Raw genomic sequence first — 14635 nt, 5'->3', positions numbered from 1 at the left:
CGAGCAGTCTAGGTGGCTACCTGGCCACGTGTCTGTCTCAGGAGTCGCGGGTTTTGTTGTCAGGCTCTTGTGCGGTGGGCGCAGGTTTACTCGCCAGAGCAGCGCAGTTGCCGAGGCGTAACGCCGAGATGCCGCAACAGGGCGGCGCTAAAGGCACTTTGCGAGCTGTAGCCAACCCGCGCGGCAATCTCGCCAATCGCCAGATTGCTGCTTTGCAGCAGCTGACGCGCAAGCTGCAGGCGGCGATTACGCACATAGTCCATCGGCGTTTGCCCGGTTTCACTGAGAAAGCGCACGTGAAAGCGCGCAGCAGATAGGCCGGCCAGGCGCGCCAGATCCGCAACCTGCAAGGGGTGGGCGGCATGTTGCTCGATATACGCATCCAGCGCCGTCAGCGGCAGGCGATTGGTTACCTGGGTGGGCATGTCGCCATTGGCCAGGCTGGCCAAGAGCAGGGCGGCACCTTGCTGGGCAATCACCGGGTCATTGATCGGACTGGCTGCCAGCCAGCTGACCAATTGGCTCTGCGCGGGCTTCAGGCTGATGGCAGCAGGTTTTTCCAGCAGGCGGCGGGTGGCATCCAGGTGCTGACCCAGCTGGTGTTGTAGCCAGCTGTGTTCGGGTACGTCGAGCACCAGGCAGTGACTGCCATTTCTGCTACCGCAGGCGTGCTGCGCAGCGCTGGGCACCACGGCCAGGGTCTGCCGCTTCACCTGGCTACCATGCCCGGCAATTTCGAACTCCAGCAGGCCGCTCAGGCCGAAGACCAGCTGCGCATGGTCATGGCTGTGGCTGAGCAGTTCGTGGCTGTAATGACGCAGCGAAAGCAGCGAGGACATGGTGGGCTCCTTTTCAGGCGCTAAGTCTACCCGCAGAACCTATTTACGATCTGCTGCGCGTCGGCCCTGCTGCGTTAAAAGCAGGCTCGGAATGCTCATTTACACCAGTAAACTCGGCTTCCTCGCCTGCTTTTGCCTTGCATGACTCTAGCTCGCGAGATCGTAAACAGATTCTTAGATATGGCTGGTGCGCTGTCATTGAACTGCCATGCGCTTGTCATGACTATTTCACTGGCGCTGCGCAGACTCGAGCAAACCCAGCCGGAGGTCGTCCATGACCAGCGCTCAGCTCGCCAAGCCAAGCCGCAAGCAACGTGTCCGTACCCTATGGATTTCCGATGTGCACCTGGGTACCCGGGATTGTCAGGCCGAACACTTGGCGGCGTTTCTCAAGCGCTACCAGACCGACAAGATCTACCTGGTCGGCGACATCATCGACGGTTGGAAGCTGCGCAGCGGGGTGTACTGGCCGCAGTCGCACAGCAACGTGATCCGCCGCCTGCTGACCATGAGCAAACGCGGCACCGAGGTGATCTACGTCACCGGCAACCATGACGAATTTCTGCGCCGTTACTCCAGCCTGATCCTGGGCAATATCCAGCTGGTCGACGAGGCCGAGCACCTCACCGCCGATGGCCGTCGGCTGCTGGTGATTCACGGTGACCAGTTCGATGTGATCACCCGTTACCACCGCTGGCTGGCCTTTCTCGGCGACTCGGCCTATGGCTTCACCCTGACCCTCAACCGCTGGCTGAATTTCTGGCGCCGCCGCTATGGCTACGGCTACTGGTCGTTGTCGGCGTATCTCAAGCACAAGGTCAAGAGCGCGGTGAACTTCATCAGTGACTTTGAAGAAGCTATCGTCCATGAATGCGCCAGGCGCGGCTTCAACGGCGTAATCTGCGGGCATATCCACCATGCCGAAATCCGCCCGATGGGCGACGTCGAATACATGAACTGCGGCGACTGGGTGGAATCCTGTACGGCGCTGATCGAGCATCTGGATGGCAGTATTGAGTTGTATCGTCTGGCTGATGATCAGGCGCGTCAGTTGCAGGCTATGCCAGTGGCCGCTACCGAGCCGGTTTTGTGAGGATTCTGATTGTCTCTGACGCCTGGTCGCCACAGGTCAATGGCGTGGTTACCAGCCTGCAGGCGCTGATTAGCGAACTGCGCGGGCTGGGGCATCAGGTCAAGCTGCTGTCGCCGGCTGATTTTCGAGCGCTGCCATGCCCCAGCTATCCAGAAATTCCGCTGGTGTGGAACCTCTGGCAGGTTGGTCCGGCGATCCGTGCGTTTCAGCCGGACTGCGTGCACCTGGCCACCGAGGGGCCGCTAGGCTGGGCGGCAAGGCGCTGGCTAAGCAGGCGTGGCCTGGCGTTTTCCAGCGCGATCCATACGCGCTTTCCTGAATACGTGCACACTCGCTGGCCCTGGATTCCCCTGCGTTTGGGTTACGCCTTTCTGCGCGCATTTCACCGGCCTAGCCAGGCGGTATTGGTGACCACTGAGCGCATGCGTGAAGAGTTTTCCGGCTGGGGATTTAAGCGCCTGACGCTCTGGTGTAAGGGCGTCGACACGCGACTGTTTCGCCCTGCGCTAATGCCGGTACGTCAGGTGAAAGCGGTATTTTTGTATGTCGGGCGGATTGCGCCGGAGAAGAATATCGAGGCCTTTCTCGCCCTTGATCTACCGGGGGAGAAGCAGGTGATCGGCGACGGTCCGCAGCGCGAGGCCTTGCAGGCCGCCTATCCGCAGGTGCGCTTTCTCGGTTACCAGCATGGCCAGGCGTTGGCCGAGGCGTTTCAGCAGGCCAGCGTGCTGGTGTTTCCCTCGCGTACCGATACCTATGGCTTAGTGATGCTTGAGGCCCTGGCGTGCGGCACGCCGGTGGCGGCGTTTCCGGTAGCCGGGCCGCTGGATGTACTGCGGCCGGGCGTTAGCGGAATCATGAGTGAGGACTTGCGTGCGGCCTGTTTGGCGGCTTTGAACCTAGACCGCGCGCGTTGCGCGGGGTTGGCCGCGCGGCAATCCTGGCGGGCCTCGGCGCTGGAGTTTCTGGCGCAGCAGCCGTTGCTCGATGGTGAGCAATACATGCCCGCCCAGATGGGCGCTACATGATTACTTTGTCACGCAGTTTATCGGCTGCCTGACCGAGCGCCTGGATAACCTTTTCTTTGTCGAAGTTCTGGATGCCGTTGGTATCCAGATACATCGAGAACCCAGGGAGTTCGTGCTCAACATAGCTGGAGGTGGCGCCCAGATCGCGGCGGAAATCCACTACCTGATAGATCTGCACCGGGCGGGTAAAGCCCTTGACGTTGATCTGGCCCTTGTCGCGGCACATGATCACGTCCTTGATCAGCGAATAGGTCTCGTGGGAGATCAGGATCTCACCGGATTCGGCGGCGCTTTCCAGGCGGCTGGCGAGGTTCACGTCGCGGCCGATGATGGTGTAGTCCATGCGCGTATCGGCGCCGAAGTTGCCCACCGTGCAGTAGCCGGTGTTCAACCCCATGCGGATTTCCAGCGGCTTGGTGATGCCCTGGGCACGCCACTGCTGGCGTAGCACCTTCATGTGCTTACGCATAGCAATGGCCATGGATACGGCATTTACTGCATCCTTCTTGGCGCCTTTGCTGCTGGGGTCGCCAAAGAACACCATCACGCAGTCACCGATGAATTTATCGATGGTGCCGCCGTATTTCAGGCAGATTTTCGACATTTCGTTGAGATAGGTGTTGAGCAGGTCGGTCAGGGCTTCGGCCTCCAGCTCCTCGGACAGCTCGGTAAAACCCTTGATATCAGAGAAAAACACCGTGAGTTTCTTGCGCTGGGTTTCCAGGCGCACGCTCTTCTTACCGGTGAAAATCGATTCCCATACCTGTGGCGACAGGTACTTGGCCAGGTTGCGTGCCAAGCGCGCAGCTTTTTCCTGCTCGCGGGTGATTTCGCTGCGTACCTGCGCCAGGCGCAGGCCCTGCTGGTGCACGAAGTAGGCGGTGATACAGATATACAGGGTGGTGAAGAATATGCTGGTCAGTGCTACCAGGGGCGGGGTGCTGATGTTCAGCTTGACCTCGAACAGCGCTGCGCAGAACACCGTGCCGCTTAGTGCAATCAACGACGCCAGGGCCAGGTGACGCACGCCTCCGATGACCAGTGAGCTGAACAGCAGAATCAGCAGCGACATCAGGCTGGGCACCACCGAGAAACCGAGCAGAGCGAGCGTGCCACCGGCATGCAGAGCATCGATAAATAGCAGGCTGAGGGTGGTGCGTTGTGGATGCTCGCGCTTGAAGCGCAGACTCAGATGGTGCGCCAGGTGTGGATAGAGCAGGGCGTAGGGCACCATCCAGAGAATGTCGTAGCCGAAATGCTGGGTGTAGGTGCCGGCTGCAATACTGGCGGCGATGGCGATATAGGCCAGCACGCGGGAGTAATACTCACGCAGCGGCGGTGCCGGCAATGCGGAAGTTCGGGGGGCGCTTTTGACATTCATCCGTTGAAACAATCCCTGCTGCTCGTCTGGCACCTCTGTCGGGTGCCTGGATAGCGCACCGTAGTGGCTGCGCAAAATAGCCAGGGATCATAACCAAGCCCACTGCAACCGCCAAGCGCGCCAGCCGAACGGCAGTGCCGCTTGTGTCAGTGGTCGCTCAAGCGCTGTTAGAACTTGATGCGTCCGGTAAAGGCATCCTTGAGCATCACCCAGTCGCCCATAAGCGAGTAGAGCGGGTAATCAAAGGTGGCGGGGCGGTTTTTTTCGAAGACAAAGTGACCGACCCAGGCAAAGCCGTAACCAATTAGCGGTATGGCCAGCAGCCACAGCCACTGCTGAGTGCCCAGGACATAGCCCAGCACACAGAGCACCAGCAGGCTGCCGACATAATGCAGGCGGCGGCAGGTGGCGTTGCTGTGTTCCTGCAGGTAATAGGGGTAGAACTCGGCGAAGCTGCTGTAGCGCTCGTGGGTTTCAGTGCTCATCGGGACCTCCTACTTACTCTTTTGAGTGTCGCCAGGCTTGCGGCTGTGGCGGCTTACTTGCAGTCTAGGTCGAGTGACGCGCTGGGCCACTGACATTAGGTGCCAGTTTAGTATCCTTCCGTCGCCCTTCAGACTCCCTAATAAGAACAGAACACGTCATGAGCGAACGAACCACTTCATCCAGCTGGGCCTCGGGCATTGTCGGGGCCCTGGAGCTTGGCGGGGTTGATTGCCGCAGTCTGTTTCGCCAGCTGGGGCTCGACTATACGGCCTTGACTGACCCCAATGCGCGCTTTGCCCAGGATGCCATGACCCGCCTCTGGCACTTGGCCGTGGAGGCCTCTGGCAACCCGGCTATCGGCTTGAATATGGCGAAAATTCTGCGGCCATCGTCCTTTAATGTGGTCGGTTATGCGGTGATGAGCAGTCGCAATTTGCAGGAAGGCTTTGCCCGCTTAGTGCGCTATCAGCGGATTATTGGTGAGGGCGCTGATCTTAGTTTTCATCCCACTTCTGCGGGGTATGAAATGCTGCTGGCAATCCATGGTGATCGTCTGCCCTCGGCCCGGCAAAGCGCTGAAGCTTCGCTGGCCTATTCCCTGGCGTTCTGCCGCTGGTTAACCGGCAAGCCGCTACGCCCGCGTCTGGTCAGCCTGATGGGGGCGGCTCCGGAAGACGTGACCCCCTATGAAGACGTGTTTCAATGTCCGCTGACGTTCAATGCCGAACACTATGCCTTGCTGTTCGAGCGGGCTGATCTGGATGCGCCATTACCGTCGGCTAATGAGGCATTGGCGCAGCTGCATGACCGTTTTGCTGGCGACTACCTCGCGCGTTTTTCCGGTACCCGGGTGACCCATCAGGTGCGCCAGGTGCTATGCCGCCTGCTACCCCAGGGCGAGCCCAAGCGTGAGGCCGTGGCGCAGGCGTTGCTGTTGTCCGAGCGCACCTTGCAGCGGCGTTTGCAAGATGAAGGCACCAGCTATCAGCACCTGCTGGATGACACGCGCCGCGAACTGGCCGGCCAGTATTTAGGCCAGGCCAATCTGACCTTGCTGGAAATTTCCTACCTGCTGGGTTTCTCTGACCCCAGTAACTTCTTCCGCGCCTTCCGCCGCTGGTTTGACACCACGCCGGGTGAGTACCGCGCGCGTCTGTAGCTACCTTCTCAATGTCGCCAGAAGGCCGGTAGCATCAAGACTAGGACGGTAAGGATTTCCAGGCGGCCAAGCAGCATGCCGAAGGTCAGCAGCCATTTGGCGGTATCCGGCAGGCTGGAGAAGTTGCCCGCAGGCCCGATGATCGGGCCCATGCCGGGGCCAACGCCGGAGACAGTGCTGGCTGCGCCGCTGAGTGCGGTAATCCAGTCCAGACCGCAGAGCGTCAAGCCCAAGGCCAGCACGGCAATAGTAATGGTGAAGAAGAATGAGAAGGTCAGAATTGAGCGGACGATATCTTCGTCCAGATTATGCCGGTTGTATTGCTGCTTGATCACCGCGCGCGGGTGGATCAGCTGCAACAGGTTGGCTTTGAGCAGGGTGTAGGCGACCTGAAAACGGAAAATCTTTAGACCGCCGGCGGTCGAGCCCGAACAGCCGCCGATAAAACCTAGGTAAAAAAACAGCATGCCGGCAAAACCACCCCACAGCGTGTAGTCCCCCAGGGCGAAGCCGGTGGTGGTCATGATCGAGGTGGTGTTGAACGCCACGTGGCGAATGGCTTCGAGCCAGTGCAAGTCGGTGCTGATGAAATACCAGGTGCCAAGCAGTAGCCAGGTGCTGAGCAAAATGCCGAGGAAGCCACGTACCTGCTGATCGCGGATCAAAGCCTTGTAGTTGCCGCGCAGCATCGAGGCAAACAGCACGAACGGCACGCTGCCGAGGATCATCAACACGATGGTGACCCAGTGCACGGCCGGCTCGCTCCATTTGCCAAGCGATAGATCCGATGTGGAAAACCCGCCGGTGGCGATGGCCGACATGGTGTGGTTGATCGCATCGAACAGCCCCATACCCGCCGTCCACAGCGCCAGGCAACCGAGCATGCTGATGCCCAGATAAGCTGCGACCATGTATTTCGCGACCATATGCGAGCGCGGCATGATCTTTTCGGAGCGGTCCGATGACTCGGTCTGGAACAGCCGCATACCGCCGATCCGCAGCATCGGCAGAATCGCCACTGCCATGGCGATAAAGCCAATCCCTCCAAGCCAGTGCAGTAGCGAGCGCCAGATCAGAATGCCCGGCGACATGTCATCCAGCCCTGACAGTACCGTGGCTCCGGTAGCAGTGATGCCCGACATGCTTTCAAACACCGCATCGGTCACGCCCAGGTGCTGGGAGAACATAAACGGCAGGGAGGCGAACAGCCCCACCAGCACCCAGCTGGACACCGTCAACAGGTACATGTCGCGTGGGCGCAGCTGCACATCCTTGGGTCTGCCCTGAGCAATCATCGCGATACCGGCGATAAAAGTGATCAGGCTGGACCAGAGAAAAGCATTGAGTTCGTCAGGCCGCGCAAACAGCACCAGGGTCAACATGGGCACGGCCATGCTGATCGCCAGGGTCAGAAGAAAAATGCCATTGATAAACGCGATGATCCGTAAGGTCGGCCAAGCCATCTAAGCGGGTTCCATTGCATAAGTAGCAGCAGTCTAGGTTATCGGGCTTGCCTAACGCCCGGCCGATTTCACTCAATGGCGCCAGAAGGCCCGAGTGACCAGTACCAGTACAGTCAGAATTTCCAGGCGTCCGAGCAGCATGCCGGCAGTCAGTAGCCATTTGGCGGCATCTGGCAGGCTGGAGAAATTACCCGCCGGGCCAATGATCGGACCCAGGCCGGGGCCTACGTTGCACACTGCCGTCGCCGCACCAGTCAGCGCCGTTACCCAGTCCAGGCCAAGCAGGGCCAGGCCGAGGGCAATCACGCCGATGGTGATGGTGAAGAAAAACGAAAAGGTGATCAGTGAACGGACAATTTCTTCATCAAGGTTGTGGTTGTTGTACTGCTGCTTGATCACCGCGCGCGGGTGCACCAGTTGCTGCAGGTTGGCCCGCAGCAGCACATAGGCCACCTGGAAGCGAAAGATCTTCAGGCCGCCGGAGGTGGAGCCCGAACAGCCGCCGACAAAGGTCAGGTAGAAGAACAGCAGCACGGCGAAACTGCCCCAGGTGCTGTAGTCGCCCAGTGCGAAGCCGGTGGTAGTGACCACCGAGGTGACATTCACCGCGACAATGCGAAACGCATCCAGCCAGCTGTTATCCGAGTGCAGCCACAGCCAGGTGCCGAATACCAACCAGGTGGCCAGCAGAAAGCCGAGAAAGCCGCGTACCTGGTGGTCCTTGAACAGCGCTCTACGGTTGCCGCGCAGGGTGGCAACATACAAGGTGAAGGGCAGGCCACCGAAGATCATCAGCACCACCGCCACCCAATGTACGGCCGGCTGGCTCCAGTTGGCCAGCGATGAATCCGAAGTCGAGTAGCCGCCGGTGGAGATTGAGGTCATTGCATGATTGATTGCATCGAATGGCGTCATGCCGGCCAGCCAGAAGCCGAGAAAGCCGCTCAGGGTCAGGCTCAGGTAGATAAACAGAATGTATTTGGCCGCCATATGCGAGCGCGGCATGACCTTTTCGCCCCAGTCGGAGGATTCGGTCTGGAACAGACGCATACCGCCGACCCGCAGCAGCGGCAGAATCGCTACCGCCATGCCGATAAAGCCGATACCGCCCAGCCATTGCAGCATCGAGCGCCAGATCAGCAGGCCGGGGGAGGCTTGATCGAGCCCCGATAACACGGTTGAGCCGGTGGTGGTCACGCCGGACATGGTCTCGAAGAAAGCGTCGGTGTAGCTGATGTGGTGAATCAGGACCATCGGCAGAGCGGCAAAGATGCACACCACCAGCCAGCTGCCGGTGGTCAGTAGGTACATGTCGCGCGGGCGCAGGCGCGCATCCTTGGGTCGTCCGGGGAGGACCATGGCAATACCTGCAGCAGCCGTCACCAAGCTTGACCAGAGAAAGGCGTTGAGGTCGTCGGTGCGTGAATACAGCAGCAGTGTCAGCATCGGGATCAGCATGCTGACGGCCAGAGTGATCAAAAAAATGCCGAGAATAAAAGCAATGATGCGCAGTGTCGGCAATGACATGGATTCGGCTCAGGCTCTGGTAGGGCAAAGGGGCGTTATTCTACGCGCGCTGCAGCGGCTGTACAGCCGCGTAATAGGCGCTTTACAAGCGTTTTGCGCTGCATAGAATAGCCGCCAGGTGCCGGCCCTTGCCGGTTTCTGAGCCCGCCAAATCATGTCCGATAGCAATCCTTGTCTAAGCTGTGGCGCCTGCTGCGCGCATTTTCGTGTGTCATTTTTCTGGGGTGAGTGCCAATCGGCCGGTGGTTTGATGCCGGACGATCAGGTTGTGCTGATCACCCCGCACCGTGTTGCCATGCGTGGTACGGAAAGCAAGCCCACGCGTTGTAACGCCCTACTGGGGGAGGTTGGCCAGGGGGTGCGTTGTACGCTTTATGGGCAGCGCTCCAGCACCTGTCGCGAATTCGAGGCCTCCTGGGTCAACGGCGAACACAATTCGCATTGCGATGCGGCGCGCAGTGCACACGGGTTACCACCGCTGATGCCGCCAGTGTTGCCCAGCATTTCCCCTGAGCGGGTGGCTTGAGAGCCTGCGCGGATTGCCCCCAGGCGGGGCACAGGCACTAGAATGGCCACCTGTTTTAATTGTCGAGGTGGCTGATGGACGCTCTTGATGCGTTGCTAAACCGTGTTTCCGCGCCGCGCCTGATGGCGCCGGCCCCTGATGTTGCGCAGCGCGAGCTGCTGTTTCGCGCTGCTCTGCGCGCGCCTGACCACGGCCAGCTGCGACCCTGGCGCTTTCTTACGGTGGAAGGCGAAGCGCTTGTTCAACTGGGCGAGCTGTTTGCCAGTACATTACCTGCCGATGCCAGCCCTGAAGCCTTGACCAAGGCGCGCGCCATGCCACTGCGTGCGCCGTTGCTGGTGGTGGTGATTGCTTGTGTTAAGGCCAACTTGAAGGTGCCGGCGCAGGAGCAAGTGCTGGCCGCCGGTTGCGCTGCCCACGGGATTCTCCTGGCCGCGCATGCCCAGGGTATTGGTGCGGTCTGGCGCACCGGTGATATGGCTTATAACTCGCAGGTTGCTGCCGGCCTGGGGTTGAGCGCGGATGAGCAGGTAATTGCCTACCTCTACCTCGGCACTCCAGAGCGCGAGTTGCGTGCGGTGCCACAGGTGCAAATCAGCGACTTTGTCAGGGCTTGGCCTGTTCCTGACTCAGCTGAGTAAGCGGCAGGCGCAGGGTGGCGACAAAGCCGCCTTGCGCGTGATTGCTCAGTTCCAGCTGACCGCCATGCCGCTCGGCGGCGCGGCGCGCGATGGCCAAGCCCAGGCCGTGGCCACTGCTGGTCTGGCCAGGGGCGCGGTAGAAGGGTTCACCAAGGCGTGCCAGCAGCTCAGGCGCAGCGCCAGGGCCGTGGTCGCGCACGCTCATGCATAGCTGCTCGGCGCTTTGGCTGGCGGTCAATTCGATGGGTTGGCCGATCGGGTTGAAGCGCAGGGCATTGCGCAGCAGGTTGTCCATCGCGCGTTGCAGCATATCTGGCCAGCCGTTGAGCTGCAGGTCGCTCTCCAGCTGAATCTCGATCTGTTGTCCTGGCGCGTCCATGTGCGCGTCGTCCTGCAATTTATGCAACAGCTCACCGAGGTTGATTGGTTGCGCCGCGCCCGGCTCGGCGTCGAGGCGGGCGAGGGCGAGGATTTCACTGATCAGCGCTTCCAGGCGGTCGCACTCCTGGCTCAGGCGTGGCCAGTACTTTTCCCGTTCGGCAGCATCGGCGCGCTCGGTCAGCGCCAAGGCGATACGCAAGCGTGCCAGCGGTGAACGCAGCTCATGGGACACGTCGCGCAGCAGCTGGCGCTGGCTGCTGATCAGGCCCTGTACGCGCTCGCCCATGCGGTTGAAGTCGGCCGCCAGCACGCCGAGCTCATCACGCCGTTCGGCCAGTTTGGCCAGGCTGTTCTGCTGGTAAGCGGTTTGCCCCAGGTCGTGCACGGCGCCGCGTAGGCGATTCAGTGGGCGGGTGATGGAGAGCGTCAGCCAGAGGCTGAACAGGGTCAGTACCAGCATGGCGATAGCCAGTGCGCTCAGCGGCCAGAGCAGGCTGTCGCGCTGCCACGCGGCGACTTCGGGGATCGGGATACGGTAGATAAACAGATAGGTTTCGCCGCTGTGCGGGCTGGTGTAATCGACACTCAGACGACGCCAGGGCAGACGTTTCTCATTGCGATGGCGCGCCTCAAAGGCCGCCGCGCGGGGCGGGAAGGTGCCTTTGACCACCGCTTGGCCGGTTTCATCAAGTACTTGCACGTCGATGCGGAACTTGCGCTTGCGTTGTTCGAGCAAGGCTTGGGCAGAACGTGGGCCTTTCTTCTCATAACGCTGCGTCCACTTCTCGGCGAGGTCATCCATACCAGGGTGCTGGTTGAGCAACCAGGCGTCCTGATTGAGCATGCGTCCAAGCAGCATGGACAACCCCGCTACCAGGGCAATAGCCAGCCAGAAGCTGGCAAAGATGCGCCAGAACAGTGACCGCACGGTGGCTCCTTAGTGGTAATGGCTGTGGCGGAAATGCTTACGCCCATCAGGCCTTGCAGCCTGATGGGCGTATAGACTTTGAGCCTGTTTACGATCTGCTGCGCGTCGGACGCTGCTGCGTTAAAAGCAGGCTCTAGCTTGCGAGATCGTAAAGCAGGCGCTTAGGCCGGGTTAATTCTTTTTCGCCTGCTCGGCCTGCCAGGCTTTGAACGCCTGGTGCTCGGCGCGGCGCTCTTGCATCTTCTTCTGGTGTTCGTCGAAGGCTTTCTGCTGCTCAGGGTTGAGCAGGGCGCGGATGGCGCTGCGTTGTTGCTCCTTGGCGGCCTTCAACTCGTCCTGCATGGCTTTCTGTTCGGCCGCTGGCAGCTTGTCCAGGTAGCGCTTGGTGATTTCATGGCGGCCTTTCATCTGCTCGCCCATCAGCTTGCGGATTTCGCGGTGCTGCTCTTTGCTCAGGTCGAGCTCTTTGAACATGCGCGAGCCATGTTCACCATGATGGCCACCGTGCCGCGAGCCACCTTCGGGCATGGCCATGGCCAGCGTCGGCAGGGTCAGGGCGAGCAGTACTGCGGTAAGGGTCTTGCGCATGGTGTGTCTCCTTGTCTGAAGCCGGTAAACACCGGATGAGCCCAGTCTAGGGCGGTCAAGGTCAAGGGCCGTCAGGGCAAGGTAAAGCTTAGGTAAAGAGCACGGCGTGGCTGGTTTACAGAGCCGGCTCTCAAACGCTGTAGTAGTAGCCGCGGCTACGCAGCGCCAGGATGCGCTGGCGGCCGTCTGCATGTGGGCCGAGCTTTTTGCGCAGATTGCTGACGTGCATGTCCAGGCTGCGGTCATACAGGGTCAGTTTGCGGCCGAGGGCCAGTTGCGCCAGCTCCTGTTTATCCACCGGCTCGCCTGGATTCTGCAGCAGGGCTTCGAGGATGCGGCTTTCCGAGAGGGTCAGCAGCACTTCCTGCTCGCCCAGGGTCACGGTGCCGCGGGCCTGGCTGTAATGCAAGTCGCCGAGATCGAGCGGGCTGCTGGGCGTGGCCGGCAGGCTACGGCGTAAGACGGCACGTAAGCGGGCGGTCAGCTCGCGAGGGTCGCAAGGTTTGGCCAGGTAGTCGTCAGCGCCCAGTTCCAGGCCGAGAATCCGGTCCAGCGGTTCGCCGCGGGCCGACAACATCAGCACCGGCAGTTCCGGGTGGTCGCTGCGCAACTGCTTGAGCAGCTCCAGGCCGCTACCATCGGGCAGCATCACATCCAGCACGACGGCATCCGGGTTTTGCGTGGCGAGGGCGTTGCGCGCGCTGTGGCCGTCATGGCAGGCGTTGACCTGAAAGCCTTCCTGGGTAAGCCAGCTGGTCAGCAGTTCGCATAGTTCGACGTCGTCGTCGATTAACAGCAGATTACTCATGGGTCAGTTGAGCCACTCGCTGCGTGAGCGGCGGCCGCTGCGCAGGAGCGCGCCGATAATTACCCCGAGAAGACCGGCTCCGGCGCCCGTAGCAAACCACATCTGCTGTTCGCTTATCAGTGGCTGCGGGGTGCTGGCCTGGGTCTTTTTCAGCTGCAGTTTAAGGCGCTGGTTTTCCTGGCGCAGGCGCTGCAGTTGGACGGTGTCACGTTCATTACTGCTGTTTTGCAATTCCGCGCTGAGGGTTGCGCGCTGTTCTTCGCTGAGCGCCAGGCGCTGTTCCAGTTCATCTATATGCGTCTGCGCCGAGGTGGCTTCTGCCAAAGGCTGCGGCGGGCTTTCTTCGGCCTGGACGAAGGCCGGCGAACTCAGGGTAAAGAGCAGAAACAACGGGCCTGGACGCATCGGAACTCCTATCTTTTTTAATTATTGTTATGGGTTATTCAGCGAAGTGTTGGCTTCAAGGCAAGACCAGCTTGAAGGGTTTTACCAGCACCGAGGCATACACCCCGGCGGCGCGGTAGGGGTCGGCATCGGCCCACTGTTGCGCGGCCGGCAGCGATTCGAATTCCGCAACGATCAGGCTGCCTGAGAACCCTGCTGGGCCTGGGTCATTGCTGTCGACGGCTGGGTGCGGGCCGGCGAGAATCAAACGGCCTTCGTTTTTCAGTTGCTCCAGTCGTGCAAGGTGCGCTGGGCGTGCATTCATGCGGCTTTCCAGGGAGTTTTCCACATCGGTGGCAATGATCGCGTAGAGCATTTCAATCCTTAATACGGTGGTTGGCGCGGACCAGCGCCAGGGGAGAAAAGCAGCCAGGTTAGGCAAAGTCGAGGAAATATTGGCGCAAGCCAGCAAGAATCCACATCTGGCGGCATAATAACAAACATAAATGACTCGGAAAGCGCCCCTTATGGATGTTGATTTGCATTGCCACAGCACCGCTTCAGATGGTGCCCTTGCTCCGGCTGTGGTGGTGGCGCGGGCGTTTGAGCGCGGTGTGCGTTTGCTGGCGTTGACCGATCACGACACCCTTGATGGCCTCGACGAAGCGGGTGCAGCAGCGCAAGCGCTGGGTATGCAGTTGGTCAACGGCATCGAACTGTCCTGCACCTGGGGCGGCGCGACCATTCACGTGCTGGGCTACGCCTTCAATCGCGATGCGCCGGCCCTGCAGCAGGCAATTGCCGAGCTGCATGAGGGACGTTGGTTGCGTGCTGCGGAAATCGCCAAGCGTCTGGAGGCCAAAGGCATGCCGGGCGCGCTCGAAGGCGCGCGGGCCATGCAGCAGGAACTGGGCGATAGCGGCAATGCCCCGGCGCGTCCTCATTTTGCCGATTTTCTGGTGCGCAGCGGATATGTGAAAGACCGCGCCGAAGCGTTTCGCAAGTGGCTCGGTTCGGGCAAGTTGGGCGATGTCAAACAGCACTGGCCAGAGCTGGCTCAAGCAGTCGATACCCTGCGTCGCGCCAATGCCTGGGTCAGCCTGGCGCATCCCTGGCAGTACGACTTTACTCGCAGTAAACGGCGCAAGCTGATCGCCGATTTTGTCGGTGCCGGTGGGCATTCGCTGGAAGTGGTCAACGGTATGCAACCCGCAGAGCAGGTAGGCAGTCTGGCGATTCTGGCGCGGGAGTTTGGCATGTTCGTCACCGCTGGCAGTGATTTCCATGCGCCGGGCCAGTGGTCTGAGTTGGGCGTTTATCGCCCGATGCCCGAGGATCTACCGCCCCTGTGGGCACGGTTCAAACATGTCCAGCAGCCTACTGCAATCTGACCAGGACCTTAG

16 protein-coding genes are annotated in these 14635 nt (G+C 60.5%); 6 read left to right on the top strand and 10 right to left on the bottom strand.

The annotated features are described in order from the left end of the window. Positions 1-86 precede the first annotated feature (86 nt). Positions 87-839 carry an AraC family transcriptional regulator gene (locus tag AACX99_RS04800; RefSeq protein ID WP_339409926.1) on the bottom strand — a complete coding sequence of 251 codons (753 nt, stop codon included), beginning with the start codon at positions 837-839 and terminating at the stop codon, positions 87-89. A gap of 274 nt (positions 840-1113) precedes the next feature. On the opposite strand from AACX99_RS04800, the gene AACX99_RS04795 reads away from it, so the two are divergent. Both AACX99_RS04795 and AACX99_RS04790 read left to right on the top strand, forming a co-directional pair. Beyond that, complete coding sequence (locus AACX99_RS04795) at positions 1114-1932, top strand: UDP-2,3-diacylglucosamine diphosphatase (protein ID WP_339409924.1); 819 nt, start codon at positions 1114-1116, stop codon at positions 1930-1932. Next, entirely contained in the window at positions 1929-2960 is a 1032-nt protein-coding gene (locus tag AACX99_RS04790; protein ID WP_339409923.1) for a glycosyltransferase family 4 protein, read from the top strand. Before AACX99_RS04795 ends, AACX99_RS04790 begins: the two co-directional genes overlap by 4 nt. On the opposite strand, the gene AACX99_RS04785 is transcribed toward AACX99_RS04790, so the two are convergent. Both AACX99_RS04785 and AACX99_RS04780 read right to left on the bottom strand, forming a co-directional pair. Continuing rightward, positions 2953-4341, bottom strand: a complete 1389-nt coding sequence (locus AACX99_RS04785; protein ID WP_339409921.1) for an adenylate/guanylate cyclase domain-containing protein — start codon at positions 4339-4341, stop codon at positions 2953-2955. The genes AACX99_RS04790 and AACX99_RS04785 overlap by 8 nt on opposite strands. 167 nt (positions 4342-4508) lie before the next feature. Continuing rightward, on the bottom strand, positions 4509-4826 hold the full coding sequence (locus AACX99_RS04780; protein ID WP_339409920.1) for an Mpo1-like protein: 318 nt from the start codon (positions 4824-4826) through the stop codon (positions 4509-4511). Between the two features lie 158 nt (positions 4827-4984). Between AACX99_RS04780 and AACX99_RS04775 the strand changes: the two genes are divergently transcribed. After that, entirely contained in the window at positions 4985-5986 is a 1002-nt protein-coding gene (locus AACX99_RS04775) for an AraC family transcriptional regulator (RefSeq protein ID WP_339409919.1), read from the top strand. An 8-nt stretch (positions 5987-5994) separates the two neighbouring features. Here AACX99_RS04775 and AACX99_RS04770 read toward each other — a convergent pair whose 3' ends face one another. Both AACX99_RS04770 and AACX99_RS04765 read right to left on the bottom strand, forming a co-directional pair. Continuing rightward, the gene (locus AACX99_RS04770; protein ID WP_339409917.1) at positions 5995-7449 is read right to left on the bottom strand and encodes a TrkH family potassium uptake protein; all 1455 of its coding nucleotides are present in this window, start codon (positions 7447-7449) and stop codon (positions 5995-5997) included. Positions 7450-7521: 72 nt separating this feature from the next. Further along, the gene (locus tag AACX99_RS04765; RefSeq protein ID WP_339409916.1) at positions 7522-8976 is read right to left on the bottom strand and encodes a TrkH family potassium uptake protein; all 1455 of its coding nucleotides are present in this window, start codon (positions 8974-8976) and stop codon (positions 7522-7524) included. Between the two features lie 154 nt (positions 8977-9130). On the opposite strand from AACX99_RS04765, the gene AACX99_RS04760 reads away from it, so the two are divergent. After that, on the top strand, positions 9131-9502 hold the full coding sequence (locus AACX99_RS04760; protein WP_339409915.1) for a YkgJ family cysteine cluster protein: 372 nt from the start codon (positions 9131-9133) through the stop codon (positions 9500-9502). Between the two features lie 74 nt (positions 9503-9576). Further along, complete coding sequence (locus tag AACX99_RS04755) at positions 9577-10143, top strand: nitroreductase family protein (protein ID WP_339409914.1); 567 nt, start codon at positions 9577-9579, stop codon at positions 10141-10143. On the opposite strand, the gene AACX99_RS04750 is transcribed toward AACX99_RS04755, so the two are convergent. The 5 genes from AACX99_RS04750 to AACX99_RS04730 form a co-directional block, all read right to left on the bottom strand. Continuing rightward, positions 10109-11452, bottom strand: a complete 1344-nt coding sequence (locus tag AACX99_RS04750) for a sensor histidine kinase (protein WP_339409913.1) — start codon at positions 11450-11452, stop codon at positions 10109-10111. The two genes, AACX99_RS04755 and AACX99_RS04750, sit on opposite strands and share 35 nt — an antisense overlap. Positions 11453-11623: 171 nt before the next feature. Then, a complete protein-coding gene (locus AACX99_RS04745; RefSeq protein ID WP_339409912.1) occupies positions 11624-12040 on the bottom strand; it encodes a Spy/CpxP family protein refolding chaperone in 417 nt (138 codons plus the stop codon). A gap of 130 nt (positions 12041-12170) precedes the next feature. Next, positions 12171-12848, bottom strand: coding sequence for a response regulator transcription factor (locus tag AACX99_RS04740; protein WP_339409911.1), 678 nt, complete (start codon positions 12846-12848; stop codon positions 12171-12173). Between the two features lie 3 nt (positions 12849-12851). After that, positions 12852-13253 carry a translation initiation factor 2 gene (locus tag AACX99_RS04735; protein WP_339409910.1) on the bottom strand — a complete coding sequence of 134 codons (402 nt, stop codon included), beginning with the start codon at positions 13251-13253 and terminating at the stop codon, positions 12852-12854. A 55-nt stretch (positions 13254-13308) separates the two neighbouring features. Continuing rightward, entirely contained in the window at positions 13309-13608 is a 300-nt protein-coding gene (locus AACX99_RS04730) for a YciI family protein (protein ID WP_339409909.1), read from the bottom strand. Positions 13609-13759: 151 nt separating this feature from the next. On the opposite strand from AACX99_RS04730, the gene AACX99_RS04725 reads away from it, so the two are divergent. Continuing rightward, complete coding sequence (locus AACX99_RS04725) at positions 13760-14623, top strand: PHP domain-containing protein (RefSeq protein ID WP_339409907.1); 864 nt, start codon at positions 13760-13762, stop codon at positions 14621-14623. Positions 14624-14635: the final 12 nt, after the last annotated feature.

Source organism: Pseudomonas sp. EA_35y_Pfl2_R5 (genome assembly GCF_963970805.1).
Taxonomy (GTDB): domain Bacteria; phylum Pseudomonadota; class Gammaproteobacteria; order Pseudomonadales; family Pseudomonadaceae; genus Aquipseudomonas.
Note: the sequence above shows the minus strand (reverse complement) of the source record. Positions and strands in the feature narration are given on the sequence as shown.

Bases quoted from the DNA above. Each gene is read 5' to 3' on its own strand.
- AACX99_RS04785 (WP_339409921.1), bottom strand. From the start codon at position 4,341: ATGAATGTCAAAAGCGCCCCCCGAACTTCCGCATTGCCGGCACCGCCG.
- AACX99_RS04755 (WP_339409914.1), top strand. From the start codon at position 9,577: ATGGACGCTCTTGATGCGTTGCTAAACCGTGTTTCCGCGCCGCGCCTG.
- AACX99_RS04740 (WP_339409911.1), bottom strand. From the start codon at position 12,848: ATGAGTAATCTGCTGTTAATCGACGACGACGTCGAACTATGCGAACTG.
- AACX99_RS04730 (WP_339409909.1), bottom strand. From the start codon at position 13,608: ATGCTCTACGCGATCATTGCCACCGATGTGGAAAACTCCCTGGAAAGC.
- AACX99_RS04735 (WP_339409910.1), bottom strand. From the start codon at position 13,253: ATGCGTCCAGGCCCGTTGTTTCTGCTCTTTACCCTGAGTTCGCCGGCC.
- AACX99_RS04780 (WP_339409920.1), bottom strand. From the start codon at position 4,826: ATGAGCACTGAAACCCACGAGCGCTACAGCAGCTTCGCCGAGTTCTAC.
- AACX99_RS04800 (WP_339409926.1), bottom strand. From the start codon at position 839: ATGTCCTCGCTGCTTTCGCTGCGTCATTACAGCCACGAACTGCTCAGC.
- AACX99_RS04745 (WP_339409912.1), bottom strand. From the start codon at position 12,040: ATGCGCAAGACCCTTACCGCAGTACTGCTCGCCCTGACCCTGCCGACG.
- AACX99_RS04770 (WP_339409917.1), bottom strand. From the start codon at position 7,449: ATGGCTTGGCCGACCTTACGGATCATCGCGTTTATCAATGGCATTTTT.
- AACX99_RS04725 (WP_339409907.1), top strand. From the start codon at position 13,760: ATGGATGTTGATTTGCATTGCCACAGCACCGCTTCAGATGGTGCCCTT.
- AACX99_RS04760 (WP_339409915.1), top strand. From the start codon at position 9,131: ATGTCCGATAGCAATCCTTGTCTAAGCTGTGGCGCCTGCTGCGCGCAT.
- AACX99_RS04765 (WP_339409916.1), bottom strand. From the start codon at position 8,976: ATGTCATTGCCGACACTGCGCATCATTGCTTTTATTCTCGGCATTTTT.
- AACX99_RS04775 (WP_339409919.1), top strand. From the start codon at position 4,985: ATGAGCGAACGAACCACTTCATCCAGCTGGGCCTCGGGCATTGTCGGG.
- AACX99_RS04795 (WP_339409924.1), top strand. From the start codon at position 1,114: ATGACCAGCGCTCAGCTCGCCAAGCCAAGCCGCAAGCAACGTGTCCGT.